At 44.0% G+C, this 25643-nt stretch carries 23 protein-coding genes, 1 other RNA gene and 1 riboswitch; of the genes, 3 read left to right on the top strand and 21 right to left on the bottom strand.

Annotated elements, in window-relative coordinates:
* Positions 1–17: 17 nt before the first annotated feature.
* The 6 genes from HMPREF8578_RS06600 to zapA form a co-directional block, all read right to left on the bottom strand.
* Positions 18–917 carry a TDT family transporter gene (locus HMPREF8578_RS06600; RefSeq protein WP_000735933.1) on the bottom strand — a complete coding sequence of 300 codons (900 nt, stop codon included), beginning with the start codon at positions 915–917 and terminating at the stop codon, positions 18–20.
* 110 nt (positions 918–1027) lie between these two features.
* Positions 1028–1576 (bottom strand): carboxymuconolactone decarboxylase family protein, encoded by a 549-nt coding sequence (locus HMPREF8578_RS06595; RefSeq protein WP_000206774.1) that lies wholly within the window; start codon positions 1574–1576, stop codon positions 1028–1030.
* Between the two features lie 130 nt (positions 1577–1706).
* Entirely contained in the window at positions 1707–3029 is a 1323-nt protein-coding gene (locus HMPREF8578_RS06590) for an alanine/glycine:cation symporter family protein (protein ID WP_000891450.1), read from the bottom strand.
* Positions 3030–3118: 89 nt separating this feature from the next.
* Positions 3119–3207: riboswitch (glycine riboswitch) on the bottom strand.
* A 165-nt stretch (positions 3208–3372) separates the two neighbouring features.
* Positions 3373–5709, bottom strand: coding sequence for an endonuclease MutS2 (locus HMPREF8578_RS06585; RefSeq protein WP_001092922.1), 2337 nt, complete (start codon positions 5707–5709; stop codon positions 3373–3375).
* A 100-nt stretch (positions 5710–5809) separates the two neighbouring features.
* On the bottom strand, positions 5810–6358 hold the full coding sequence (locus tag HMPREF8578_RS06580) for a CvpA family protein (RefSeq protein ID WP_000623538.1): 549 nt from the start codon (positions 6356–6358) through the stop codon (positions 5810–5812).
* Positions 6355–6657, bottom strand: a complete 303-nt coding sequence (zapA, locus tag HMPREF8578_RS06575; protein WP_000002028.1) for a cell division protein ZapA — start codon at positions 6655–6657, stop codon at positions 6355–6357. The genes HMPREF8578_RS06580 and zapA overlap by 4 nt, the downstream gene beginning before the upstream one ends.
* Positions 6658–6743: 86 nt before the next feature.
* Here zapA and rnhC point away from each other — a divergent pair, with 86 nt between their 5' ends.
* From rnhC to recD2, 3 genes are all read left to right on the top strand, one after another.
* Positions 6744–7619, top strand: a complete 876-nt coding sequence (gene rnhC, locus HMPREF8578_RS06570; protein WP_000146900.1) for a ribonuclease HIII — start codon at positions 6744–6746, stop codon at positions 7617–7619.
* Positions 7620–7628: 9 nt separating this feature from the next.
* Positions 7629–8243, top strand: a complete 615-nt coding sequence (lepB, locus tag HMPREF8578_RS06565; protein WP_001108433.1) for a signal peptidase I — start codon at positions 7629–7631, stop codon at positions 8241–8243.
* A 129-nt stretch (positions 8244–8372) separates the two neighbouring features.
* The gene (gene recD2 / locus HMPREF8578_RS06560) at positions 8373–10742 is read left to right on the top strand and encodes an SF1B family DNA helicase RecD2 (RefSeq protein ID WP_000454531.1); all 2370 of its coding nucleotides are present in this window, start codon (positions 8373–8375) and stop codon (positions 10740–10742) included.
* Positions 10743–10789: 47 nt separating this feature from the next.
* Here the strand turns inward: recD2 and tig are convergent, their stop codons facing one another.
* From tig to rnpB, 15 genes are all read right to left on the bottom strand, one after another.
* A complete protein-coding gene (gene tig, locus HMPREF8578_RS06555; protein ID WP_000116508.1) occupies positions 10790–12073 on the bottom strand; it encodes a trigger factor in 1284 nt (427 codons plus the stop codon).
* Between the two features lie 90 nt (positions 12074–12163).
* Positions 12164–12820 (bottom strand): DNA alkylation repair protein, encoded by a 657-nt coding sequence (locus HMPREF8578_RS06550; protein WP_000050043.1) that lies wholly within the window; start codon positions 12818–12820, stop codon positions 12164–12166.
* Positions 12821–13453 (bottom strand): response regulator transcription factor, encoded by a 633-nt coding sequence (locus HMPREF8578_RS06545; RefSeq protein ID WP_000698408.1) that lies wholly within the window; start codon positions 13451–13453, stop codon positions 12821–12823.
* 10 nt (positions 13454–13463) lie between these two features.
* Entirely contained in the window at positions 13464–14462 is a 999-nt protein-coding gene (locus tag HMPREF8578_RS06540; protein ID WP_000744926.1) for an envelope stress sensor histidine kinase LiaS, read from the bottom strand.
* On the bottom strand, positions 14459–15157 hold the full coding sequence (gene liaF / locus HMPREF8578_RS06535) for a cell wall-active antibiotics response protein LiaF (RefSeq protein WP_000714489.1): 699 nt from the start codon (positions 15155–15157) through the stop codon (positions 14459–14461). Before liaF ends, HMPREF8578_RS06540 begins: the two co-directional genes overlap by 4 nt.
* A 166-nt stretch (positions 15158–15323) precedes the next feature.
* On the bottom strand, positions 15324–16325 hold the full coding sequence (gene fni, locus HMPREF8578_RS06530; RefSeq protein ID WP_000210635.1) for a type 2 isopentenyl-diphosphate Delta-isomerase: 1002 nt from the start codon (positions 16323–16325) through the stop codon (positions 15324–15326).
* Positions 16309–17316, bottom strand: a complete 1008-nt coding sequence (locus tag HMPREF8578_RS06525; protein ID WP_000562396.1) for a phosphomevalonate kinase — start codon at positions 17314–17316, stop codon at positions 16309–16311. Before HMPREF8578_RS06525 ends, fni begins: the two co-directional genes overlap by 17 nt.
* Complete coding sequence (mvaD, locus tag HMPREF8578_RS06520) at positions 17303–18256, bottom strand: diphosphomevalonate decarboxylase (RefSeq protein WP_000375372.1); 954 nt, start codon at positions 18254–18256, stop codon at positions 17303–17305. Before mvaD ends, HMPREF8578_RS06525 begins: the two co-directional genes overlap by 14 nt.
* Positions 18238–19116, bottom strand: a complete 879-nt coding sequence (gene mvk / locus HMPREF8578_RS06515; protein WP_000163307.1) for a mevalonate kinase — start codon at positions 19114–19116, stop codon at positions 18238–18240. Before mvk ends, mvaD begins: the two co-directional genes overlap by 19 nt.
* Before the next feature lie 117 nt (positions 19117–19233).
* Complete coding sequence (cbpF, locus tag HMPREF8578_RS06510) at positions 19234–20262, bottom strand: choline-binding protein CbpF (RefSeq protein ID WP_000713618.1); 1029 nt, start codon at positions 20260–20262, stop codon at positions 19234–19236.
* Positions 20263–20361: 99 nt separating this feature from the next.
* On the bottom strand, positions 20362–21051 hold the full coding sequence (locus tag HMPREF8578_RS06505) for a response regulator transcription factor (protein WP_000518005.1): 690 nt from the start codon (positions 21049–21051) through the stop codon (positions 20362–20364).
* Between the two features lie 11 nt (positions 21052–21062).
* Entirely contained in the window at positions 21063–22487 is a 1425-nt protein-coding gene (gene gndA, locus HMPREF8578_RS06500) for an NADP-dependent phosphogluconate dehydrogenase (protein WP_000158772.1), read from the bottom strand.
* Positions 22488–22562: 75 nt separating this feature from the next.
* Positions 22563–24008 carry a cell division site-positioning protein MapZ gene (gene mapZ / locus HMPREF8578_RS06495; protein WP_000039238.1) on the bottom strand — a complete coding sequence of 482 codons (1446 nt, stop codon included), beginning with the start codon at positions 24006–24008 and terminating at the stop codon, positions 22563–22565.
* A 12-nt stretch (positions 24009–24020) separates the two neighbouring features.
* On the bottom strand, positions 24021–25178 hold the full coding sequence (locus tag HMPREF8578_RS06490; protein ID WP_000662906.1) for a THUMP domain-containing class I SAM-dependent RNA methyltransferase: 1158 nt from the start codon (positions 25176–25178) through the stop codon (positions 24021–24023).
* A gap of 83 nt (positions 25179–25261) precedes the next feature.
* Positions 25262–25643, bottom strand: an RNA gene (rnpB, locus tag HMPREF8578_RS12380) — RNase P RNA component class B.

The following is a 25643-nucleotide window of genomic DNA, read 5'->3' as shown; positions in this document are numbered from 1 at the left end:
GGCCTAGCTATTTCTAGCTAGACCTTTTTTCGTAACCAAATCAGATAACCAACCAAGACAAAGAATAAAATAGTGAGGCAAATAACGGTTTCAGCCAAGACCAGATAATCCAGAAATGGAAGTTTCAAAATTCCCTGAGCCATCTTGAGCGAGGTAGCTGTGATAATGGTTGGGAAGGTGAGGGCTGAGAAGGCTGGTTGAAATCCTTGTTTTAAAATATTGGGTAGGCGAGTTAAAACAAAGAAAAAGAAGGATTGAGATGCCAAAATCATGACAATCAAGAGCCAAGTCGGTAGGCTTGCTCCTCCAACTCGAACTAGAGAAGCCAAGAGTAGGGAAAAGGGAGCACAGTAGATTCCTTCCTGTCCAAGCAAGGCCACTGGGAGTGGATCTTTCTTTAAATCACTATAAATAAGGGGATAGAGATAGAAGGTCAAGACAAAACCAAAACTCAAGGTCGCATAGGCAATTTCAATGATACCGACAAGAGGATAGGTCAAGGCTGCTACTGCTATCCCCACATAGAGTACCGTCCAGCTAGGAGTCGCATTGACCCTCCGACCTGGACAGGCAAATTTGATGGTAAAAGTAGCAATCAAAGTCAAATCCAAGAGAAATGAAAACCACCAGATCCCTTGTGCTACCAAATGAAGAGCAGGGAATACGCGAAAGACATAGGTCGCTAAAATCATCCCAGCCATGGGAAAGGTGGCCATCCCAGATAAAAGAGGGGGCTTGGTCAATTCTTTCTTGGTTTCTTCCCAATTAAAAAGATGAACAACAAGAAAGAAAATCCACAACACTAGACCAGTCAGACTCAATAAATGCGACAGAACAGGCAAAGTATCTGCAATCAGATTTCCTGCACCTGCTAAACCCAACAAACAACCAGAAAATACTAAGGGGAGCTTTTTCATTCGAGCCTCCAATAATCATGTTATTATTAGTATAGCATAAAAGCGCTTAAAATAGCATAGAAAAATGAAGACTGGATTGCTCAGTCTTCATTTTTTCTTTCTGATTCGAACTAGGCATAAGGTTGTAATTCTGGGTTAATAGGCGTATTGGCTAGGTTGTTTGCATAGTTACAAAGGCTGGCAAGACTAACACCGAGAACCACGTCCAAGGCATTTTGTTGCGTGTAGCCAGCTTCCAAAAATTCAGCCAAGGCTTCATCTCCTACACGCCCTTTGGTATTGATGACCGCCAAGGTAAACTTAGCTAGAGTATCTAGTTTTGGATCTGTTTCAATCGGAGTGCGGTTGCGGAGAGCTTGGAGAAGATCATCATTCATCTGGATTTGTTTGATTGAAAAGGCTGTATGACCTGCGACGCAGAAAGCACAACCATTGGTTACGGCAGCTGTGATTTGTACTACTTCGCGTTCCACTGGTGTCAGGCTATTGCGGCGGTTGATGGCTCCGACAGTTCGGTAAGCTTCAAGCGCGGTTGGGGCATTGGCCAAGAGACCGATTAGGTTGGGAATATAGCCATTGTTATCTTTTTGTACTGTTTCAAGAACTTCTTTCACTTCTGCTGGTGCTGATTCTACTGTGTGGATGGTAAATGTTGTCATAAGAAACCTCTTTTCATTTTATTGTCATTTAGTCTATCATAGAATTTTCCACTTGGATAATATATATTTTCAATCGCCTTGATAGGAAATGTTTATGAAATGAAAAAATCACACCAAAAGTGTGATTGGATTAGTGTTTAAAATACTGTTTAGTCTCAGCAATGACGACTGGCGATAAGACTAAGAGGGCAATCAAGTTTGGTAAAGCCATCAAGGCATTGACGATATCTGCAATAATCCAGACCATATCCAACTCGATAAATCCTCCCAACAAGACCATGACTACAAAGACTACACGGTAAAGCCAGATAAAACGAACACCAAAGAGAAACTCAAAACAGCGTTCTCCGTAGTAGTTCCATCCGAGAATCGTCGTAAAGGCAAAGAGTACAAGGAAAATGGTCAAGAGGGAAGGTCCAAAATATGAAAAAACTGTTGAAAAGGCTGACTGGGTCAAGGCAACCCCATTCAAATCACCACTCCAAACCCCAGTTACCAAGATTGTTAAACCAGTCAACGTACAGATAATGAGGGTATCAATAAAGGTTCCTGTCATGGAAATCAAGCCTTGCTCGACAGGCTCATTTGTCTTAGCTGCAGCCGCTGCAATGGGAGCAGAACCAAGACCAGATTCGTTAGAGAAGACTCCCCGCGCCACACCATTTTGGATAGCCATCCGAATACTGGCACCTGCAAAACCACCTACCGCAGCAGTTGGACTAAAGGCTGAAGTAAAGATGAGGGCAAGTGTGGCTGGGATTTTCTCGATATTAAAGAGAATAACTGTAAGAGTCCCTAAAATATAGACAATAGCCATAAAAGGAACCACTGCTGTCGAAACTTTTGATATGGACTTGAGGCCACCAAAGACAGCAACACCCACCAAAATGGATAAAATCAGAGCTGTGATAGCTGGATCAACTTGGGCTGTATTTTGAATGGATTCTGTAATCGAATTGACTTGGGTAAAGGTACCAATCCCTAGAAGGGCTACCAATACACCCGCTAGGGCAAAGAAGATAGCAAGTGGACGCCACTTTTCTCCCATCCCCAAAAGGATGTAATGCATGGGTCCTCCAGCTACAGCTCCATTTGCATCCTTTGTGCGATATTTGATGGCCAACAAGCCTTCGGCATATTTGGTCGCCATCCCAAAGAAGGCCGCCATCCACATCCAAAAGAGGGCCCCTGGTCCCCCAACCTTAATGGCTGTCGCCACTCCGATGATATTTCCCGTACCAACGGTGGCTGCTAGAGCCGTACAGAGAGCAGCAAAGCTCGACACATCGCCATGCCCCTTATCCTTGGTAAAGATCAGCTGAAAGGCCTTAGGGAGACGAGCCACCTGCAAAAGTCCTAGTCGGATGGTCAAATAGATACCCGTTCCGACCAATAAGATCAAGAGGGGAGGCCCCCAAACGAAAGCATCAAGCGCTTTAAGCAATTCTAACATGTCCTTCTCCTATCTTTCAACCCCAAAAGAAAGAGCACATGCAAGATACATGTACTCTGGAATGCTTAGATAAATGCCTAAAAGCGGTCTATCCTAGCTCTGTCCTTTTACCTGAGAGTTTGAGCAGTTGCCTGCCTTGCCCCTTCGGTGCCTTTACGGTCTCTCCAGAGTTCCGTCCATTTACAGTCATGGAAAACAAACCTTTCTCCACTTCTATTAAACTTCATTCGGTGTTGGTATTTTATTTTTTATTATTTTACAAGAAAAGTTAGTCTTTGTCAATATATTATTTGAAAAAAGATGGATTTTCACTTCTTTTTCAAAAAAAGAGACGTACTCTTTTTTAACCTTTAAAGGTCACAATGGTGGCACCACTGCCTCCAGCATTTTGTGGAGCATAGCCAAAACTCTTGACATGCTTGTTTCTTTGCAGGTATTTGGTGACGCCCTCACGGATGACTCCTGTTCCGATACCATGGATAATGTCGACTTGCGCCATGTTATTAAGCAGGGCTTGGTCGATAAAGGCGTCCAGCTCATTCATAGCCTCTTCGTACCGTTTACCTCGGAGATCCAGTCTCGCTTGCGGACCACGACCAGAAGCTCGTTTGACGACATTGACTTGTTTTTTCTTGACTGGGGTTTCTTGCTGAGCCTGAACAAGGTCAAATTCTTTCTCTTCCAAGGTCATCTTGATCAAACCGACTTGGGCTTCCCAACGGCCGTCCTTAAGCTGATTGGTCAAGGTTCCACGTTGACCATAACTGAGGACCACAATGTCATCTCCCATCTTTGGAGCTCGTTTTTTCTTGGCCTTTTGAAGGACCTTGTTTTTAGACAAGTCGACTTTTTCAGGGGCCAATTTCTTCAGCTCAGCCTTGGCTTCAATGATTTCGTGGGGTTTGAGTTGAGACTTACTATGGAGATTTTTGAGAATCTGATCACTTTCACTTAGAGCGAGTTCCACAATCTCGGCAGCTTGTTCACGCGCCTTGTTGAGCTCAGTTTCCTTTTCACGATTGAGCTCGTTGTAAAGTTTTTTGAGTGCTCGGTTCATCTTAAGGTTTTCTTGCTCCACCTCACGGATATTGTCCAAGCGTTTGCGACTTTCAAGCGTTTGCTCTTCCAATTGCTCAATGATACGGTTGACGTCATTATCTTGATTGACCTGCTGGCTGGCATCTCCCACAATGACATCTGACAAGCCAAGGCGTTTGGCAATTTCAAAGGCGTTGCTTCGGCCAGGAACTCCCTGCATAAAGCGATAGGTCGGACGCAGACTGGCAGTATCAAACTCCATGCTGGCATTTTGCACAAAGGCTGTCTCAATACCGTAGGCCTTGAGCTCTGGATAGTGGGTCGTAGCCATAGTCTTGACCTGACGCAGACGAAGATCCTCCAGAATAGCCATAGCAAGCGCTGCTCCTTCCTGCGGATCGGTACCTGCCCCCAACTCATCCAAAAGTAAGAGTGAATGTTGATTGACCTTGCCAAGAATATCTACGATATTGGTCATGTGGCTGGAGAAGGTAGACAAGCTTTGTTCGATAGACTGCTCATCGCCAATATCCGCGAAGATTTCCTCGAAAATACCAACACGGCTTCCTTTATCAGCTAAGATTGGCAAGCCAGACTGGGCCATGAGTTGAGTCAAGCCCAGGGTTTTGAGCATGATGGTCTTCCCACCAGTATTGGGACCTGTAATGACAATGGCCGTTAATTCCTTACCAAAGTGTACATCGTTTGCGACAGCATTTTTGACCAAAGGATGGCGAACATGAAGGAGTTGAATCTCCTGATTCTCTGAAAGTTGAGGAACAACTGCTTGTCTTTCTTGGATGAAACGTACCTTGGCACGAATCAGATCCAGATGACCGATGATCCAAGCGTCATTAGCAATCTCAGCAGCATGAGGACGAACCCGTTCCGATAGTTCCTGCAGGATGCGAATCATCTCATAGCGTTCGTCTGCTCGCAGACTGGCGATTTCTTCGCTCAGCTTGACCACCTCACGTGGCTCGATATAGACCGTATTCCCACTAGCAGAGATGTCATGGACAACACCTGCAATCTTATTACGATAGGTATTCTTGACAGGTAAGACTTGACGACCATTTCGGCTAGCGATTATGCCCTCCGTCAACATCTGAGCTTTTTGTTTGAGCAAGTCTTGCAAGACATCTCGAACTTGACTCTCGCTATCATGGATTTTCCGACGGATACGTGCTAGTTCTTCACTGGCAAAATTTTCGATAAATCCTGCATCATTTAGGGCTTGGAGACTCCCTTGCAAGTGTGGGAAATCATGTAGTTTTTCAAACCATCTCGCCAACTGCTCCAAGCGTACGTTTTCGAGATTGGTATAAAAGCCTTGCAACTCTCTGCTAGCCAGCAAGACTCGTTTGAGGAGCAGGAACTCCTCAATATTGAGGTCCGCTCCCATCTCCAGACGCTTACAGACAGCTGAAATCTCACGTGTCGCTAGGATGGTAAAGTGGGGTTGCTCCACAAAAAGGGCTTGCATTTCCTCCATCTCTGTAAAGGCTTGCTTGATCTTGTCCACCTTGGCAGTTGGAGCCAAGCCTTTTAGCTCCTCTAGTCCTTGTTCTGTCAAGAGATGCGGTTCAAACAAGGCTTTGATTTTATTAAATTCTAAGGTTTCTAGTATTTTTGTATTCATATTCTTTCCTTGTATGCTTGTTTATAAGATTATAGCAACTAGAGGTTTTGACCTAGTCCCCCAATCTGTAAACAAAGGGCTAGGAAAAATCCCGCCCTTTTTATCCGATTAAATTTGTCACCCAAAGTTGTTTGATAAGGTTTGTCGTAAAAGGGACACTTTGGATGATATGTTTGGCTACTATACTTTTTTCGAGTGAATTTTGAATGACTGCCAGAGGCACTGTTGCAAGGATGGTCAGAGCCATTTGCAAGACAAATAAGGTTACCAATAGAGACAAAAGGCCTGATCCGATACGCAACCATTTGACATCGAGCTTTTTAGTTGGAATCAAGTGCAGGAACAAACCGATAAAACGTCCGATACTATAACAAATTCCGAAAACTAAAAGATAGGCTAGACCCGCATAAAAGACCTTGTCTAGATGAAACAGCTGGTCTGAAGGGAAGAAAAAGGTTCCCTGTCCTTCCTGAGGATTGGCATAAGGGACAAGCAAGTGGAAGTGGTCGCCCAGTGATTTATAAAACTGTCCCGCAACAAAGGCTGAAATCACTGCCACGAGGAAATAATAAACTTGCAGGACCAAACCTCTACGGTAGCCGATGTAAAAGCCCCAAGCCAGAACCAATAAGAGTAGGATTGAAATCATAGGGAGTCCTCAATCTTGCTCTGTTCTTGTTTGACAGCAATCAACTTGTGGCGGAGTTCTAACAACTCTTGCTCCTTGTCATCAAATTCAATCTCACGGTTGAGTTGTGTAGACAGACAATTAACCGCCAAAAGAAGCGCAATGGTTTCATCATCCGCCCCAGGCATTTGTTCTTTAATTGCTTGGTATTTTTCAGTCGCAACCTTGGCAATTTCCTCCATAAAGAGGTTGTCATGCTCGGTTGTTAAGGTTAATGTCTTTTTTCCGAATGTAAACTTATATCGATTTAGATTTGCCATAAAATTCACCTCACGATATTATACCAAATTTCGCTAACTTTGTCAGTTTTTACCAATTCTCCTGCTTTTGTGGTACAATAGAGACTATGGCAAGTATCACACTCACACCAAGTGAACAGGAAATTCAGAGCTTTTTAAGTCAGTATCAGAAGGCTCTCAGTCCTAGTAAAAATCCTTATATTCGCTATTTTTTGAGACTGCCTCAGGCAACAGTTTCCATCTATACTTCTGGAAAAGTTCTCCTGCAAGGCGAAGCTGCTGAGCAATACGCTAGTTTCTTTGGCTATCAAGTTGTAGAGGAAACCAGTGGACAAGATTTTCCTATGATTGGGACTGATGAGGTGGGAAATGGTTCCTACTTTGGTGGGCTGGCTGTTGTGGCTTCCTTCGTGACACCTGACCAGCACGACTTCTTGCGAAAACTCGGCGTAGGGGATTCAAAAACCTTGACTGACCAAAAGATTCGTCAGATTGCCCCTATCCTTAAGGAAAAAATCCAGCACCAAGCGCTCCTCCTTTCACCGAGCAAGTACAACGAAGTTATCGGAGAGCGTTACAATGCTGTTTCTGTAAAAGTTGCCCTTCATAATCAGGCTATCTTTCTCCTCCTTCAAAAAGGAGTCCAGCCAGAAAAAATCGTGATTGATGCTTTTACAAGCGCTAAAAACTATGACAAGTACTTGGCGATGGAAGCCAATCATGTTCCAAACAAGATCACTTTGGAAGAAAAAGCCGAGGGCAAATACCTGGCTGTTGCCGTTAGCTCCATCATCGCGCGTGATCTCTTCCTCGAAAACTTGGAAAATCTTGGACGAGAACTAGGCTATCAACTGCCAAGTGGCGCTGGAACTGCATCTGATAAGGTTGCCAGCAAAATCCTTCAAGCCTATGGTATGAAGGGACTTCATTTCTGCGCCAAACTGCATTTTAAAAACACTGAAAAAGCAAAAAAACTTCTATAGAGGTAAACCATGAACTATTTAAAATCATTTATAAAAGAATGGGGAGTCATCTTCCTGGTTATCGCACTGGTAGGTCTTAGCCGCATCTTCCTTTGGAGCAATGTCCGTGTGGAAGGACATTCGATGGACCCTACCCTAGCCGACGGAGAAGTTCTCTTCGTTGTTAAACACCTCCCAATTGACCGCTTCGACATCGTGGTTGCGCATGAGGAAGACGGAAATAAAGACATTGTCAAAAGGGTTATCGGTATGCCTGGAGATACCATCCGCTACGAAAATGACAAACTCTTTATCAACGGTGAAGAAACGAATGAACCTTACCTAGCTGAATATCTCAACTTGTTCAAAACAGAAAAGTTGCAAAACACCTATACTGGAAAAGGATTTGAAGGCAATAAGGGAGTTTACTTTAGAGAACTTGCTCAAAAAGCACAAGCCTTTACGGTCGATGTCAATTCCAATACCAGCTTCAGCTTTACTGTCCCTCAAGGCGAATACCTTCTACTTGGTGACGATCGTCTAGTCTCTAGCGACAGCCGCCATGTTGGTACCTTCAAGACCAGCGATATCAAAGGCGAAGCAAAATTCCGTTTCTGGCCACTTAACCGTATCGGAACTTTTTAAGATAAGGAAGAGGCCGAGAATGCTAAGTCTCAGTCTCTTTTTCTATTGCGAGAAGAAGACCTTTTAGTCTCCTAGCTTGTTGAAAGAAGCTAAGGGTACAATTCTCACGAACTCATGTAAAGGAAACCTATGGAAGTTTATTTTTCAGGCACCATTGAACGGATTATTTTTGAAAATGTCAGTAATTTCTATCGCATCCTCCTCCTAGATATCGAAGATACGGACGCGGAGGACTTTGACGATTTTGAAATCATCGTTACAGGAACCATGGCGGACGTGATTGAGGGTGAAGACTACACTTTTTGGGGACAAATCGTTCAGCACTCCAAGTATGGGGAACAGCTTCAGATCAGCCGTTATGAGCGGGCAAAACCAACTAGCAAGGGCCTCGTCAAGTACTTTTCCAGTAGCCATTTCAAAGGAATTGGTCTCAAAACGGCTCAGAAAATCGTCGATAGCTATGGTGAAAATACCATTGACGAAATTCTGGAACATCCTGAAAAGCTAGAAAGTATTGCAGGACTCTCTGCCAAAAACCGTGAGGCTTTCCTCTCTACCCTCCGTCTCAACTATGGGACAGAGATGATCTTGGCTAAACTAGCTAACTACGGCATTCCCAATAAATTAGCCTTTCAGATTCAAGACTTTTACAAGGAAGAAACCCTTGATGTTGTCGAAAACTATCCCTACCAACTAGTTGAGGATATCAAAGGCTTGGGTTTTACCATCGCTGACCAATTAGCTGCCGAACTAGGCATCGAAAGTCAAGCTCCTGAACGCTTCCGTGCTGGCCTTGTTCATAGTCTTTTTCAGGGATGTATGGATAGGGGCGATACCTATATGGAAGCCCGAGATTTGCTGGAACAAACCCTGACTCTCCTCGAGTCTTCCCGTCCTGTGGAACTGGACCCCAGCCAAGTAGCTCAGGAATTATCTCATCTGATCGAAGAAGATAAGGTTCAACAGGTGGATACTAAAATCTTTGATAACAGCCTCTTTTTCGCTGAAGAAGGCATTCGCAGTCACTTGGTTCGTATCCTTGAAAAAGAAGAGCAGAAAAATCAGGATTTGGAAACCATTCAAAAGCATATCGCTACTGTCGAGCAAGAATTAGGTATCCAGTACGATGACATTCAAAAGCAGGCTATCTATGACGCTATCCAGAACAAGGTCTTTATCCTAACAGGTGGACCTGGTACTGGTAAGACGACTGTTATCAATGGAATTATCGCTGTTTATGCACTTTTAGAAGGACTTGACCTCAGGAAGAAAAGCAATCTGCCGATTCTTCTCGCTGCACCAACTGGTCGAGCGGCTCGGCGCATGAATGAATTGACAGGTTTGCCTAGCGCTACTATACACCGCCATTTGGGAATGACGGGTGACGATGATACCAGCCATCTGGAAGATTATCTGGATGCCGACTTTATCATTGTAGATGAGTTTTCCATGGTGGATACTTGGCTAGCCAACCAACTTTTCTCCAACATCTCTTCTAACAGTAAAATTCTCATCGTAGGGGATAGCGACCAATTGCCTTCTGTTAGTCCCGGACAAGTCCTGGCTGACCTGCTTCAGATACCCCTGATTCCGCAGACTCGCTTGGAACGGATTTACCGTCAGAGCGAAGAATCAACTATCGTTACCTTGGCGAGTCAGATTCGACAAGGCATCTTGCCAGCCGACTTTACCCAGAAAAAAGCTGACCGTTCCTACTTTGAAATCGCTAGCGGCCATATCCCAGCTACCATTGAGAAAATCCTCGGTGCTGCCCTCAGAAGTGGCATTCCGGCGCGCGATATTCAGGTGCTAGCGCCTATGTATCGAGGAACTGCTGGTATTGACGCCATCAACCAACTCATGCAAGAACTGCTCAATCCTCAGCAAAAGGGGCAAGTTAGCTTTGAAGCAACTCAGTGTCACTATCGAACAGGGGACAAGGTTATTCACCTAGTCAACGACGCTGAAGTCAATGTCTTTAACGGAGACCTAGGCTACATCACAGACCTGATTCCTGGAAAATACACCGAGTCCAAACAAGACGAGATTGTCATTGATTTTGATGGAAATGAAGTCATCTACCCACGTAACGAATGGTACAAGATTCGACTAGCCTATGCCATGAGCATCCATAAGTCTCAGGGAAGTGAGTTTCCTGTTGTCATCCTGCCCATCACCAGTGCTAACAAGCGCATGCTAGAGCGAAATCTCATCTACACAGCTATCACACGGGCCAAGAGCAAGCTCATCCTTCTTGGTGAATTACAGGCCTTTGACTATGCAGTTAAGCATATCGGAACTGCTCGCAAGACCTATCTGATTGAACGCTTCAGTGATTTAATTGAAAATAATATTGAAGAAAGTAAACAAACCTTCTCTGAAACTGCCACAGCAAGTGACTCTGAACAATCCTACATCCTCACCGAGCAAAACTGGTCTAGTATTCCCGCTATGATTGGGATTACAGACGCAGACCTTAAAGAGATTTTTGGAAAATAGTGCATCAGAAAACCCACCTAGTCAGGTGGGCTTTTTCTCTTTTAAGATTATTTTACTGTTGCAGTGCTTGTGATCAATTCAACAGCTTTTTTGATAGTGATATCGTGTTTCAACATGTCAGCTGAAAGCAAGTTTTGTACTTGTGCAACTTCCATGTTGTAGTCTGCTGCCAATTGCTCAATTTCTTTTTGGATTTCTTCTTCTGAAGCGTCAAATCCTTCAGCTTTGGCAACTGCTTCGATAACAAGGTTAGTCTTCGTACGTGACTCAGCTTCTGCTTCGTATTGTTTGTGAAGGTCTTCTTGAGTAGTTCCAGTGATTTGGAAGTACATGTCAGGGTTGATACCTTGACGTTGCAAGTTTCCAAGGAATTCATTTACTGAACGGTGAACTTCTTCGTGGATCATTTCTTCTGGAAGTTCTACGATTTCAGCGTTTTCTACAGCTTTATCGATTGCTGCACCTTCAACGGCATCTTTGTATGCTTCTTCTTTCGCAGCAGTCAATTCTTTGCGGTATTTTTCTTTCAATTCGTCAAGAGTTTCCACTTCTTCGTCGATATCTTTTGCAAGTTCATCATCAAGAGCTGGAACTTCTTTAGCTTTTACTTCGTGGATAGTTGTTACGAATTTAGCTTCTTTACCTGCAAGGTCTTCTGCTTGGTAGTCTTCTGGGAATGTTACAACAACATCAACAGTTTCGCCAGCTGAGTGTCCTACCAATTGGTCTTCAAAACCAGGGATAAATTGACCTGATCCAAGTCCAAGTGAGAAGTTTTCACCTTTTCCGCCGTCAAATTCAACACCGTCGATAGAACCAACGAAGTCGATGACAACAGTGTCGCCATTTTCAGCAGCGCCTTCCTTGATAACCAATTCAGCCAAGTTGTTGCGTTCGCGTTCGATGCGTTCTTCAACGTCAGCGTCAGTTACTTCTTTTTCTACATCAACTGATACTTCAAGGTTTTTGTAGTCACCCAATTTAACTTCAGGTTTTGTCACAACTTCAGCTGTGATAACCCAGTCTTGACCTTTTTCCATTGAAGTCACGTCGATTTTTGGTTGTGCAACGACTTCAAGACCAGCTTCTTTTACTGCAACTTCATAAGCGTTTGGCAAAAGTGCGTTCATTGCATCTTGATAAAGAGCTTCTTCACCAAATTTTTGGTCGAAGATAGGGCGTGGAAGGTGACCTTTACGGAAACCAGGAACGTTAAGAGTTTTCTTTACTGAGTTAAATACACGGTCCAATTCTGGTTTGATTTGGTCTTGAGAGATAGTGAAAGTCAAGACACCACGGTTTGTTTCTTTGTTTTCAAATGATACAGACATTCTGTCATTTCTCCTTAAAATTTTTAATACAGTCCATTATACCATATAATAGCGACTTTTTTCAAGTAATGAATGCGCTTTTCAATAGTGCTAGAGGTACTTGCTCGCTTCCTTGATACTAAGTTCAGCCATTCGTTTCTTATTTTTTTCAATAAAACGTGCTACCCATTCGGGATTGGTTTTAGAGTAGTCTCTTAGAGCCCAGCCGATGGCTTTGTTGATAAAAAATTCTGTCTGGTCCAGATTGTTGAGCAGAATCTTTTCCATCAGTTGGACATTTGTCTTCTCTTTTCTTAACAACTGGTGATCAATAGCAACTCGTCTCAGCCAGATATTGTCTGATAGGCTCCATTTTAAAAGCACATCTTCAAGTTCCGGATGGTTAGCCACTAAACTTCCTACTACTCGATCTAGGATATCTACCGTGTCCCACCAGGACTTGGTCACGACCAGCCGCTCAAGTTTAGGCAAATCGTCCTTCGTTAGATAAGACTGCATGGCTTTCAAATAGTTGGCAGCCACATATTGGTATTCTCTAGGTTCCTTTTCCCAGCAAATATCTACAAAATCCCAATCGATAATCTTTGTTTTTTTCACGCTTGGAAAGTATTTTTTATAGAGTGCATTTCTTTCAGGACCTGCAATACCTAAAAAGGGAAATTGATGGCGCATATAGGCTTCCATAGGCCCTGCTTTTTCAGGGTCTTTTGCTGCTTCTAGCTCCACAAGTAAATCTGCAAGACTCATCTAAAAGTCCTCCTGCCCGACCAAGTGGTGCTGAAAGGCATAGACCGCAGCCTGGGTGCGATCGCTGACCTCAAGTTTGGCAAGGATATTGGACACATGGGTCTTGACCGTCTTGAGAGAGATAAAGAGTTCATCTGCGATTCGCTGATTTTCGTAGCCCTTGGCGATTAGCTGAAGTACATCTCGCTCACGTGCAGTCAATTCTTCATGAAGTTCCATATGATTGCGGTGGTATTCAACCTTCTTGCTGACCTCTTGTTCAATAGCCAGTTCGCCCGCTGCCACCTTACGGACAGCGTGGAGCAGTTCGTCTGCACTTGAAGTCTTGAGCATATAGCCTTTAGCGCCCGCGTTCAAGACCGGCATGATTTTTTCATTGTCCAAGTAAGAGGTGACAATTAATATCTTGGCTTCAGGCCATTCTTTGAGGATGGCCAAGGTCGCGTCAATCCCATTCATCTCAGGCATGACAATATCCATGACAATGACATCTGGACGCAGTTGCAAGGCCAAGTCAATACCTTGAGCCCCATTGGCAGCCTCGCCCACAACTTCCACATCGTCTTGGAGATCAAAATAGCTTTTCAAGCCCAATCGAACCATTTCATGGTCATCTACAAGTAAAATTTTCATCTCTACTCCTTTATGATTCCTTATCTAGCAAGGGAATACGGATATCAACCGCCAGCCCTTGCTTTGGAGCTGTCAAGAGTTGAACCGTTCCTGCCATATCTTCAACCCGCTCCTTGATATTTCGCAGTCCATAACTCAAGTCATCTAAACTCCCTAACTGGAAGCCAATCCCATTGTCCACCACCTTCAGCTGCAATTCTACCTCTGTCTGATAGAGGTAGACATCTAGGCAAGATGCCTGGGCATGGCGAAGGGTATTGCTGATCAACTCCTGCAAAATACGGAAGATATGTTCTTCAATCTTCTTGGGCAATTTAGACACATTCTGCTTGAGACTAACCTTGAGATCACTCTTGTCCTCAAGCTCTTTTAAGAGGATTTGAATCCCCTCAACCAAACTCTTCTCTTCCAACTCTACAGGTCGCAAATGTAGGAGCAAGACCCGCAAATCTTTCTGGGCGGTCTCTAGGATAGCTGCGACGCTTTGCAACTGGGTCTGCATCTTTTCTCTATCCAGCTTCAAAGCCTGCTGACTGACACCTGATAAAATCATATGGGCTGCAAACAACTCCTGACTAACTGTATCGTGCAAGTCACGTGCAATCCGCTTCCGTTCTTTCTCGATGATTGCTTCTTCCCTGACCAGGCCTTGATTTTCAGCCTTTTGAACAGCTTCTGTCAAGAGGTTAAGCTTGCCAGACAAGGACTTAAAACTGGCATCCAAGTCTGGATCTGCAAAGGCAACCACCTCTTTTCCTGCTAGGAGTCGCTTGAGATTAACCTGCATTTTTCTGCGAGAAATTTCTTCAATTACGCGCCAAAAAAGGACAAAAAAGAAGGTCATGGAGAGGCTAAATACAAGTACCAAAAAGACTAACTTTTCCATTTTTTCGATATCTTGTAGCAAATAGGACCAGTCTAGTTCAAAAATATCAAGTAAACTATTAGTCAAAAAGAGGATAAAGAGGAAAGAAGTCAGGCCGATTAACAGATACGATTGCTTTTTCATCCTCTGACCACCTCCACATCGCCAACCATACTGGTCAAGAAAATCTTGACGCTCTTGTTACTCTTTAGATAGTCCCTGGTTTCCTGATGATAATGTTCATTACGAAGGGCTCGCTTGGGTTGATGGAGGAAAGTTAGATCTCCATAGAGGCAGTTGACACTGAGACTGATTTCCACATCTACGGGCACGATAATCCTAGTCGTTCCGACCATCTTTCTAAGAATAATGACATTGTCATGATTGGTTAGGATAACTCTTTCTAGATGAATGGTGTCCTTGCCCATGAGGCGAAAGAGGTTGATATCGTCAAACTGGCAGGTCTGGTGACTAGAGAAATGATGGAGATTACCAAACCAAGGATTGCGTTCATTTTTAACCGTCACCACCTCTTCAAAGACCAAGTCCGTCTCCTCTCTTTCTTGATTCATCATTGGATATAGAAGAAAGAGACTGTAGATCACCGCTACAAAGATGGCTAAAATCACAAAGGGATTGAGCATGACGATAAAAAAGAAAAGAATGGTCGCCACAAGGAGGAAAACGTTGTTGCCCTCTTTACCTGTATAATAGCGGAGCAAAAGCAAAAAGAGGAATAGAATCAGCAAAAAACGCGAAAAATGCTCTGATACCATCAAAATCAGAGCTCCCGTCAATAAACAGGCTTCAATAAATAAAAAGATTTGAAATTTTTTCATAGATGCATCCTCTCCCTTCTATTTTATCACAATTCAAAAAAGTCACCTCGGTCTGAGGATGGAAAAAGGCGATTGGACAGAAATCGCTCCTATAAGCTACGTTTCATCAACTCACTACAGTTGACAAAAGGCTACAAAAAAGGGCGGGATTCTTGTCCCGACCTCTTTAGATCTGATCATTTGCTTCTTTGAGTTTACCATAAAGAATATAGTCTACGTTTTGCAGATCTGCTATGGTGGCACAATTAAGGGCACACATGATCAAACGCAGATCTTCTTTCCAGCCTTGGACAATGCCAATCACTTCTTCGACTGTGTAGGTTTCAATCAACTCTAGAACGGTACGTGACAGTCCTACAGCCTTGGCACCAAAAACCAAGCACTTAATCATATCCAGCGGATTCCGAACGCCTCCACTGACCAAGAGTTCGACCTTGTCTTTCCAAGCTTGCGCATTGAGAAGGGCTTGCATAGTAGACTGACCCCATTGATTAAGGTAATCACGCTGGCCACTGCGACGGTTTTCGATATAAGCAAAGCTAGTACCACCACGACCCGACAGGTCAACAGTTCGAACACCCAGTTCATAGGCTCTCTCGATGGTCTTCACATCCATCCCAAAGCCGACTTCCTTTAGGACAATAGGAACAGGGATCCGATTGCTATAGTCTGCCAGATGCGATTGCCAGCTTCTGAACTTCCTTTCTCCCTCAGGCATGAGCAATTCCTGCATGACATTGACATGCACTTGTAAAAGGAGAGGATTCATCGCTTCTACAGTCTGAAGTCCTAACTCAACAGGCTTGTCCAATCCAATATTAGTACCAAGAAGGAGATTTGGATGGCTAGATTTGACAGAAAAAGAATTATCTGTTGGATCTTTGAGGGCTGCGCTATAAGATCCCGTTACAAACAAAATCCCACAGGCTTCTGCCACCTGAGCCAGCTTTTGATTGATTTCTCTCCCCTTATCGCTCCCACCCGTCATGGCATTGATATAAAAAGGAAAGTCCCACTTGTGACCTGCAAATTCTGTCGAAAGATCAATCTCATCTAGGTCGTAAAGGGGCAGGGAAAAATGAATCAACTCCACCTCATCAAAGCTATTATAGGAACTTTTCTGCTCAAGGGCATAGCGGATATGCTCATCCTTACGATTTGTCGTCATGTCCTATCCTTTCTTGGTATAAGAGCTCAATCCCCAGATCGGCCCAACGATTTTTTAAGGTTTCGGTTGATTGCACATCAAAACTCAAGGCAATGCCACAGTCACCACCACCAGCACCGCTACTCTTGGCAACAGCCTGCAAATCTTGACTGGCTTCTTTCAACTGTCTCAGTGAAGGCGTGTAAATATCTGGGCTCAAGCCTTCTAAGAGCTGACTGGCTGTTTCCAGCTGCTCGATGATGTTTTCTGCATTCCCCTGCTCCAAGGCTTCTACCAAAGCAGCCACCGTTGCTTTTGAAGAAGTTAAAAAATTCTGATTGATATTTTGCTTGATTTGCTGAACCATTTGACTCGATACAGCCACTTCCTTGGTCCATCCCACTAGGAAATCACATTCTAGACCTGGTTTTACTTGTGAGATAGAAAAGCCCCAATCACGCTCCAAAACTGTTGCCAAGTTTTCTTCTTGCAACCAAGTAGCTACCTTCTTTCGATCAAAAGATTGGTAGAGAACCAAATCCTCTGCAACGATACAGGCAAGGTCTCCCATGGAGCCATTATCGCCTCGCTTGAGCAAGACCGCGCTAGCCAGCTTGAACAAGAGTTCCTGATCAATCGAAAGATTATACAGAGCCAGCAGGGCCTTTATCACCAAGACAACGACGCTACCACTAGAACCTAGACCAAACTTTTTGCCTTCCCGTTCCATTTTTCCACGAATTTCCAGGGAAAAAGGTCGCAAAGTCTGACCACGAACAGCAAGGAAGTCTCCCACCAAAGCAATCGTTTCCTGAATCAAGCCGTAGTCAGGATTTGGCGTCAAGTCCACTGCGAAATCAAACATGTCTGAGTAGATACGATAGTTCTCAGAAAACACAATCTCAGCCTTCATATAGATGGGGATGGCCTTTATCAAGGCTAACTGTCCTGGCTCTAAAATAGCATATTCACCTGCCCAATAGAGTTTTCCGCACGTTTTAACAGCAATCATCTTGACTCAAATCCTTTGTTTTTGACACAATCAAGCGGTAACGTTGACCGAAAATTTCTGATAAATGCTCCAAGTCTTTCTCCTGACAGAGAACCTTGACATTGGGACCGGCATCCATGGTAAAGTAGCAGGCTTCCCCTTGCTCACGAAGCTGGCGAACAAAGTCCATGGCTTCATAGGAAGCATCCGTTAGATAAGAAAAGGCTGGACTAGCAGTCTTGGTCGTAGCGTGCATGGCTAGGGCATTTTTCTCAGTCAATTCCCCAACATTGGCAAAATCATTCTCTTTAAGATAGACGAGCATATCTTGATAATCCTTCTCAGACTGGCGCACCCAATCATCAAAGGTCGTCGAGGTTTCCACACAGAGTTTCATCCCATCACGGCTAGAAATTGGTTTTTTCTTGTCCTCTAGCACCAACATGATCATAGCTAGTCTCAAGTCTGTCTCTACAGGGTAAATCTCCCCACTATCCTTGTCCCAGGCACCGAGTGGCCCATAAAAACTACGAGAGGAAGAACCAGAAGCAAACTTAGCCTCCTGTGCCAACTGACTCCGATTCAAACCAAGCTGGAAATAAGCATTGCAAGCCTTGACCAAGGCGGACAAACCACTAGAACTGGATGACAAGCCAGCCGCAGTCGGCATGTTGTTTTGGGTATCGATACGGACAAAACCTTCCCCAGCCGGACGGTAGCGGTCAATGATTTTGCTCATCTTGGCATGCTCGGCCTCACTCTGAAGCTGACCATTAATATAAAATGCATCAGCAGTCGCATCCGTCGGTAGAGGCGACAAGGTCGTCTCTGTATACATGTTTTCCAAAGTCAGAGAGATGCTACTAGTAGCAGGAACCATCTCTTTTTCTTTTTTCTTTCCCCAATATTTGATAATGGCAATATTTGCGTAGGAACGTACTGTTACAGGCTTTCGATCCATGTCTGAACAGCTCCTTTCTCTTCTAATCGTTTTGCTAGTTCTTGCGCTTGGTCCAGATTGGCTACCAAGGTGATAATACAGCCCCCAAGTCCACCACCACTCATCTTGGCACCTAGAGCACCATGGCTAAGAGCCGTTTCAACGAGGGAGTCTGCCTCAGGGCTACTGACACCAATTTCTTTTAAATGTAAATGCGCTTGACTGAGGATTTGTCCCAGTCCCTCAGCATCTTTTCTTCTAATCGCATCTTCTGCTTGCTGGGTCAATTCTCCCAAGGCATGCAAAAACGGTAGGGCATCCTTGCCCTTGCTTTGAACCACTTGGATAGCTTCACGAGTGTGACCATACACGCCCGTATCAGCAATCACCAAATAGGCAGATAGATTCATCTCAAGTTCTGTAAAACCAACATTCTTGATAAAGCGAATGGGCTGGTCACTGAGACAGGTCTTAGCATCCAAACCGCTTGGATTCATATGGGCAATCATCTCAGCCCGATTGACCAAAATTTCTAGTACATCATGAGGCAGATCGGCTTGATAGTAGTCAAATACCGCACGTATGGCCGCTATGCTGATAGCCGCTGACGAACCCATTCCCCGTTTTTCAGGGATAGCCGAGTCAATCACACATCGAATGCAAGCTTCTTTGATATCCAAATACTCCAGCGAGGCATACACTGCCATGGACAAGGTATCCTCCTCATAAAGACGCCACGGGCTTTCAGCAGGGACCACCTTACATGTCACCTCCACCTCCAAAAGAGGTAGGGAAATGGCAGGATAGCCGTATACGACAGCGTGCTCTCCTATTAAAATAATCTTACTATGTGCCTGACCGACACCAACTTTTTTTGTCATGTTTTCCTTCAACCAGACGAAAAGACCGTCTCATTTCATACAGTAGTATTTTCTCCTATCTATTTTATTATATTTTCACAAAAAAAGCGATTGTTTCCTTCACAATCGCCTCTTTCATTATTGGACCCATTCGCCATTATAGTTGACAAAATAACCATCTACGGCCGTATTCACTGCCAAAGCACCTGAGCTGTAAGCATAGTACCAGTTACCATTAACCTGGAACCAGCCTGTCTTCATATCGCCATTACTTGCATTTAGATAATACCAAGTCGAACCTTCCTGATACCAGCCAGTCGCCATAGATCCTGATGAACGGAGATAGTACCACTTGTTCCCAAGGTATTGCCAGCCCGTTTTCATATCACCATTTGGTTCATCTAAATAATACCAAGTGGAGCCTTCTTGATACCAGCCAGTTGCCATTGCACCTGACGAACGGAGGTAGTACCACTTATTGCCAAGTTGTTTCCAACCAGTTTGCATAATACCAGTTTCTGGGTCTAGGTAGTACCATGGAGCCGCTTTTAGCTTCTCTTCATCATAGGTTAGAGGATAATCTTTGACCCAACCACGTGCTAGCTCCCCAACAGTCAATCTGTTGATGCGAGAATCAAAGCCACCATCCTCCTGTAAATAATACCAATGCCCTTCGTCAGAAATCCAACCAGTTTTTAAGGTGTGATAACTTCGTTGGTCTTCAAAATAATAGACTCGTTTCTCTGCTGGACTATCATATTGTTCCCCATAATGTTTGTTGGTATTTGTAGCAGTTTTTGCCTCTAAAACTTGCTTGCCAACAAATTCTTGTAGTACCCCATCTTGACCAAAGTAAAACCAATCTGGTCTAAAAGCAATATCTTGCCTTAGAGAAGAACCAATCGTAACCCCTTTGTGTGGAGCAGGTATATATTGCCAGCCGACAACCATCTCTCCAGATAAAGGATCAAAATAATAGTACTTCCCATCAATCACTCGCCAGTAGGTTTCTTTGAGTTCCCCCTTTTTATAGTAGGTTCTACCATTTTCTTGGACAAATTGCCAGCCTTCTGAATCAGCATCATCCGCCAATACGGTGCTTGTCGCTAGCAAAGCAAAGAAAAAGACTGCGAGCCCAACTTGCATCATTATTTTAAATTTTTTCATTAGATCTTTCCTCCATAACTGATTGTAGCAAAGACTTTATTGTATGTCAATATATAGAAACTTCTCAAAAAAAGCAGTTACACAACTGCAACTGCTTTTCTATTCTTGCATGGTGTACCCAACACCACGCACGGTTTTAATGTAGCTTTTTTGACCTTTTACATCAAGCTTGCTACGTAGATAACGGATATAAACATCCACGATATTGGTTTCTGTCGCACTTTCGTACTTCCAAACACTTTCCAACAACTGCTCACGAGTCAAGACCTTCTTGCTTCCCATGAGAGTGGCCAAAAGGTCATACTCACGGCGCGTCAGAGCAATCATCTCCTCGCCACGATAAACGGTATGATGTTCTACATCCATACGCAAATTGCGGTAAGACGTTGGGACCTTCATCTGACTACAATGTTGGTCGATAAAGTCCCGACCTCGGAAAATCGCTGAAATACGAGCCACCAGCTGATCAATAATCACTGGCTTATAGATGTAAGAAACGGCGAAGCGCTGGATTGTCTCAATCTGGTCTTGCAATTCTTCGCGATGGTCCAAGACCATAATCACTGAGGCAGGTTTTGTCCGACTCAGCCTCTCTGCAAAATCCTGGGCCGTCATATCCCCCAGACGAGCATTCAGTAAAATCAAGTCATAATCTGTCTGGAGAGCCATGGAGAGGGCTTTTTGCCCCTCCTCGACCAGATCAACACGGTATTGCTCTTTTTGGAGTTCCAGACTGAGAAAATGAGCGAGATTTCGTTCTTTCTCAAGTAATAAAATCCGTTTCCCCATGGCAGACCTACTTATTTTTCGTCATACCAAGAGTAGTGGAATGTGCCTTCTTTGTCTTTACGTTGGTAAGTGTGGGCGCCAAAGTAGTCACGTTGCGCTTGGATCAAGTTAGCAGGAAGGTCTGCTGAACGGTAGCTATCAAAGTAAGTAATGGCTGCTGAGAAGGTTGGCACTGGTACACCAGCTTGAACAGCAAGAGCTACGATATCACGAACTGCTTGTTGGTACTTAGCAGTAACATCCAAGAAGTACTCATCCAAGAGAAGGTTTGCAAGATCAGCATCACGGTTGTAGGCATCTGTAATCTTTTGCAAGAAACGAGAACGGATGATACAGCCATCACGCCAGATAGAAGCGATGTCCGCAAATGGCAAGTTCCAGTTGTTTTCTTTAGAAGCTACACGCAATTGGGCAAAACCTTGTGCGTAAGAAATGATTTTTGAGAAGTAAAGAGCTTGACGGATCTTTTCGATCAACTCAGCCTTGTCTCCTTCAAATTTGAAGGCAGCTGGTTTTGGAAGCACCTTGCTAGCATGTACACGCTCTTCTTTGTATGTAGAGATGTAGCGAGCAAATACTGACTCCGTAATCAGTGACAATGGCACACCAAGGTCAAGAGCTGATTGGCTAGTCCATTTACCAGTTCCCTTGTTACCTGCAGCATCAAGGATGTAGTCTACGATTGGTCCATCTTGACCTTCATCATCTTTACGGCTCAAGATATCAGCTGTGATTTCGATCAAGTAGCTGTCCAATTCACCCTTGTTCCACTCAGTAAAGATTTCAGCCATGTCTTCTGCAGAAAGGCCAAGCAAGTGTTGCATCAAGTCATAGCTTTCTGCGATCAATTGCATGTCACCATACTCGATACCGTTGTGGACCATTTTTACATAGTGACCAGCTCCATCAGGACCGATGTAAGTCACACATGGTTTGCCATCTTCTGGTGCTTTAGCTGAGATTTCTTCGAGAACGTCCGCAACCAATTCGTAGGCTTCTTTTTGTCCACCAGGCATGATAGAAGGCCCTTCAAGGGCACCTTTTTCACCACCAGAAACTCCTGTACCGATAAAGTTGATACCTGAGTTTGCTAGTTCTTCATTACGACGGATAGTATCTTTGTAGAAAGTGTTTCCTCCGTCAATCAAGATATCTCCCTTGTCAAGGTGGGGAAGAAGAGCTTGGATAGTTGCATCAGTACCAGGTCCAGCTTGAACCATCAGCATGATACGACGAGGTTTTTCGATTGAGTTTACAAAGCTTTCAACGTCATAGCTTGGCACAAAGTTCTTTTCAGGATGGCAAGCAATTACGTCTTCTGTTTTTTCTTTACTACGGTTGTAAATGGCAACTGTATAACCACGAGATTCGATATTTAGGGCAAGGTTACGACCCATTACGGCCATACCAACGACACCAAAGTTAGCTTTTGTCATGTGACACTCCTCTTGTTTAATATGTTTTATTTTATCATTTTTACCTATGAAAGGAAAGAATTTTGTAACGGAGTCCTAGTAGTCCAAGTCATCAGCGTGACCAGAACCATTCCCTACAAAGTAACCTGTCTTACAGTTGAGGGTGAAGAGATAGGTTCCATCTGGTTTATAGAGGTTGTAATAACCATTTCCGTTTACGATATTGACACGTTCTAGGATGTATTGATTTCCAGTGATATAGCCACGAGCACGTGATGTTGCTAGGACTTGTTCCAATACACCATCCGCAAAGGTCCAAGCAGGGTTGTTGCTATCGTCTACAGCTGATTGGTTGTAAGGTACACGACTAGCACTTCTTTGAAGATTAACCCCATCGCCAGACAAACCACCATTCGTGTCTCTAGCTGGTGCCGTGGTGCTTGTTGAAGGGGTCGTACTGCTTGCATTGCTTTCTGTAGCTGAGCTTGAGCTTGCTTGACTCGTGCTAGAGCTTGAACTTGAGCTGGAAGCACTGGTTTGTTGACTCTTTCCAAGACTAATGGCCTTATCCAAGAGTTTGTCTAGTTCTGTGTTCCCTGTCTTAATTTCTGTAAATTTAGCATCCGCCTTGGCCTTAGCATTGGTATCCAAGACTCCGTCAGTGATTGCTGGGCTTTCAAAGAGGGCATTGACATCTTGAATGGCCTTGATTTGAGTTGCTAGGCTATCATATCTTGACTTAGCTAGTGTATAATCACGGCTACCTTCTAACTTATCTAGCAAGGTTTTCAGTTGGCTCAATTTATCAAACTGGCTGTTTTTCAGAGCTGTCTTATTAGCATCTGTATAGAAAGTATCATAGAGATCATTGAAGTCTTTCAAAGCCGTTTGTGTCCCTTGATCATCCGAAGAGGCTGCTTGAGAAGACTGGATCTCTTGGTTTGAACGAGATACTTGGCGGTAGACATAATATGTTCCAGCAAGAACAAGGATTGCAGCTACTACAGAAGTAATGATGATGACACCTTTCTTCTTAGAGCCTGTTTCAGGTTCTGTTTGAGCCGAACGTGATAGAGGTGTATAGGTCTCCTCTTCTTGTTCCTCATTTATTTCCTTGGGCTCTGTTTCTGTTAAAACGAGAGGCTCTATTTCAGCACTTTCTTCATCTTGAAGGGGTGGAACAAACTGAGTAGTCTCATCATTATCTATCTCTTCAATAGATTCCTCAGAAACCAGTTCTGAATCGTCTACCTGATTAGAAGGTTCATTTGATTCACGAACTTCTTGGATCATTTCCTCTAGGTTTTGAGTAGAAGCCAGTTCTTCTTTTTTAAACTGACGAGTTTCAAACTTGTCGGCTTCAATTTCTTCACGGTGCTGTTTGATGTATTTGTCTAAGATACTGTCCTCAGGCAATACTCCTGCTTCGACCTCTTCATTCTTACGAATGACTTGACCAACAGTCAAGTCTTTTGCTTCGTCAAAGTCGAATTGTGGTTCTTGATGTCCTTTTTTATGACGATCACGTCTTTTCTTACTCATGAGTTCACCTTTCTATTTTACCTCTTGGCGTTTGACACGCTGACCAAAGTATTGATACAAATCCACTTTTAAGGTCCCGTTATAGAGTTTTCGTTTTTTATCAGCTGGACTTCCGTACTTGCTTTCAAAAGCTTCGTCACTCGTCAGGATAAACTTACTCCACGTTTTCAGTGGTGCAAAGACTTGTCCCATCTCAGCATAGAGCTTGGTAACTCCTGCATCATCAGACAAACGTTCCCCATATGGTGGATTGGAAATGATAACGCCATTAATCTTGTCAGTGCGCAAGTCCTGTACCCGCATTTGCTTAAAGGTGATATCACCTGCGACACCTGCTACTTGAGCATTTGCCTTGGCAATTTCCACCATGCGAGCATCTATATCACAGCCCATAATGTCCAGCTCAAGTTCACGATCAATTTTCTTAGCCGCCTCTGTGCGAACTTCCTGGATCAACCGATCGCTGACCCAGTTCCATTCCTCAAATGCAAAGGAACGTCGAAGTCCTGGCGCCATCTTTCTGGCTATCATAGCCGCTTCGATACAGAATGTTCCTGAACCACAGGTTGGATCAATCAAAGGCTTGTCTGGATACCAGTTTGAGAGTTGCAAAATCGCTGCGGCCATATTTTCCTTGATAGGTGCTCCACCCTTTTCCGTACGATAACCACGCTTAAAGAGGCTAGAACCTGTCGTGTCAATCATGACAGTTGCCACATCTTTAAGGATGGACACCTCAATCTTAAACTCGGGACCAGTTTCCATCAAGGGAACTCCTTCTGGACGGGCATAGTGTTTTTGTAATTTCTTCACAACAGCCTTCTTAGAAATAGCCTGAACACTGGGCTCGTTGTGGAGTTTAGACTTGACACATTTTGCCTTTGATATCGGGAAACGTGCTCCTAGCGGGAGATAGTTTTCCCAATCTAGAGCAAAAACACCTTGAAAAAGCTCTTCAAAAGTCTTAGCTGGAAAACTTCCGACTACAATCTTGATGCGATCCGCTGCACGAAGCCAAAGATTGGTCTCAATGATTGCCTTCACATCTCCTTGGAAGCGAACACGGCCGTTTTCAACCTGGCAATCATAACCAAGGTCTCGCACCTCACGTCCAACGACAGCCTCAAGCCCCGCCGCAGCAGTTGCGATTAAATTAAATTGTTCTTTCATTTCTAGTCTTGCAAGACCTTTCTCTTGTTCACTTTAAAAAATGAGGTTGAGAAAGATTTCTCAGCCCCAACCTATATGCAATTTTCTATAAGCCATGTTTTGTTCCAGAAGTGACTAGGACCACTTCCTTCGATAATCATCTGTCTACCGCTAACAGCATAAATCTGCTAGCAGTCAGAGTACTACGTTCGTTTCCGTGCACTCCATGCCCCGACCAAAATTTGGGTTGCTAGCTTGAGGGGTTTACCGCGTTCCACTCTCTCTGTTTCCAGAAAGACTCCGTCACTGTGGCACTTTCAAGCCTATTCTGACCTATCCGAAGACTTAGCCATTTCGACTGCCGTAACGATTTCTCGTCCCTAGGCTTATGGATTCGCCTAGCACAAACACTACAGGCATCACAGCCTGTGCTAGCATGGACTTTCCTCATGAAAAGAGATCCTCTTCACGCGATTATCCAAAAAT

It is taken from the genome of Streptococcus oralis ATCC 49296, assembly GCF_000185265.1.
Taxonomy (GTDB): Bacteria; Bacillota; Bacilli; order Lactobacillales; family Streptococcaceae; genus Streptococcus; species Streptococcus oralis_BC.
This window is presented reverse-complemented; position numbering and strand designations above follow the sequence as displayed.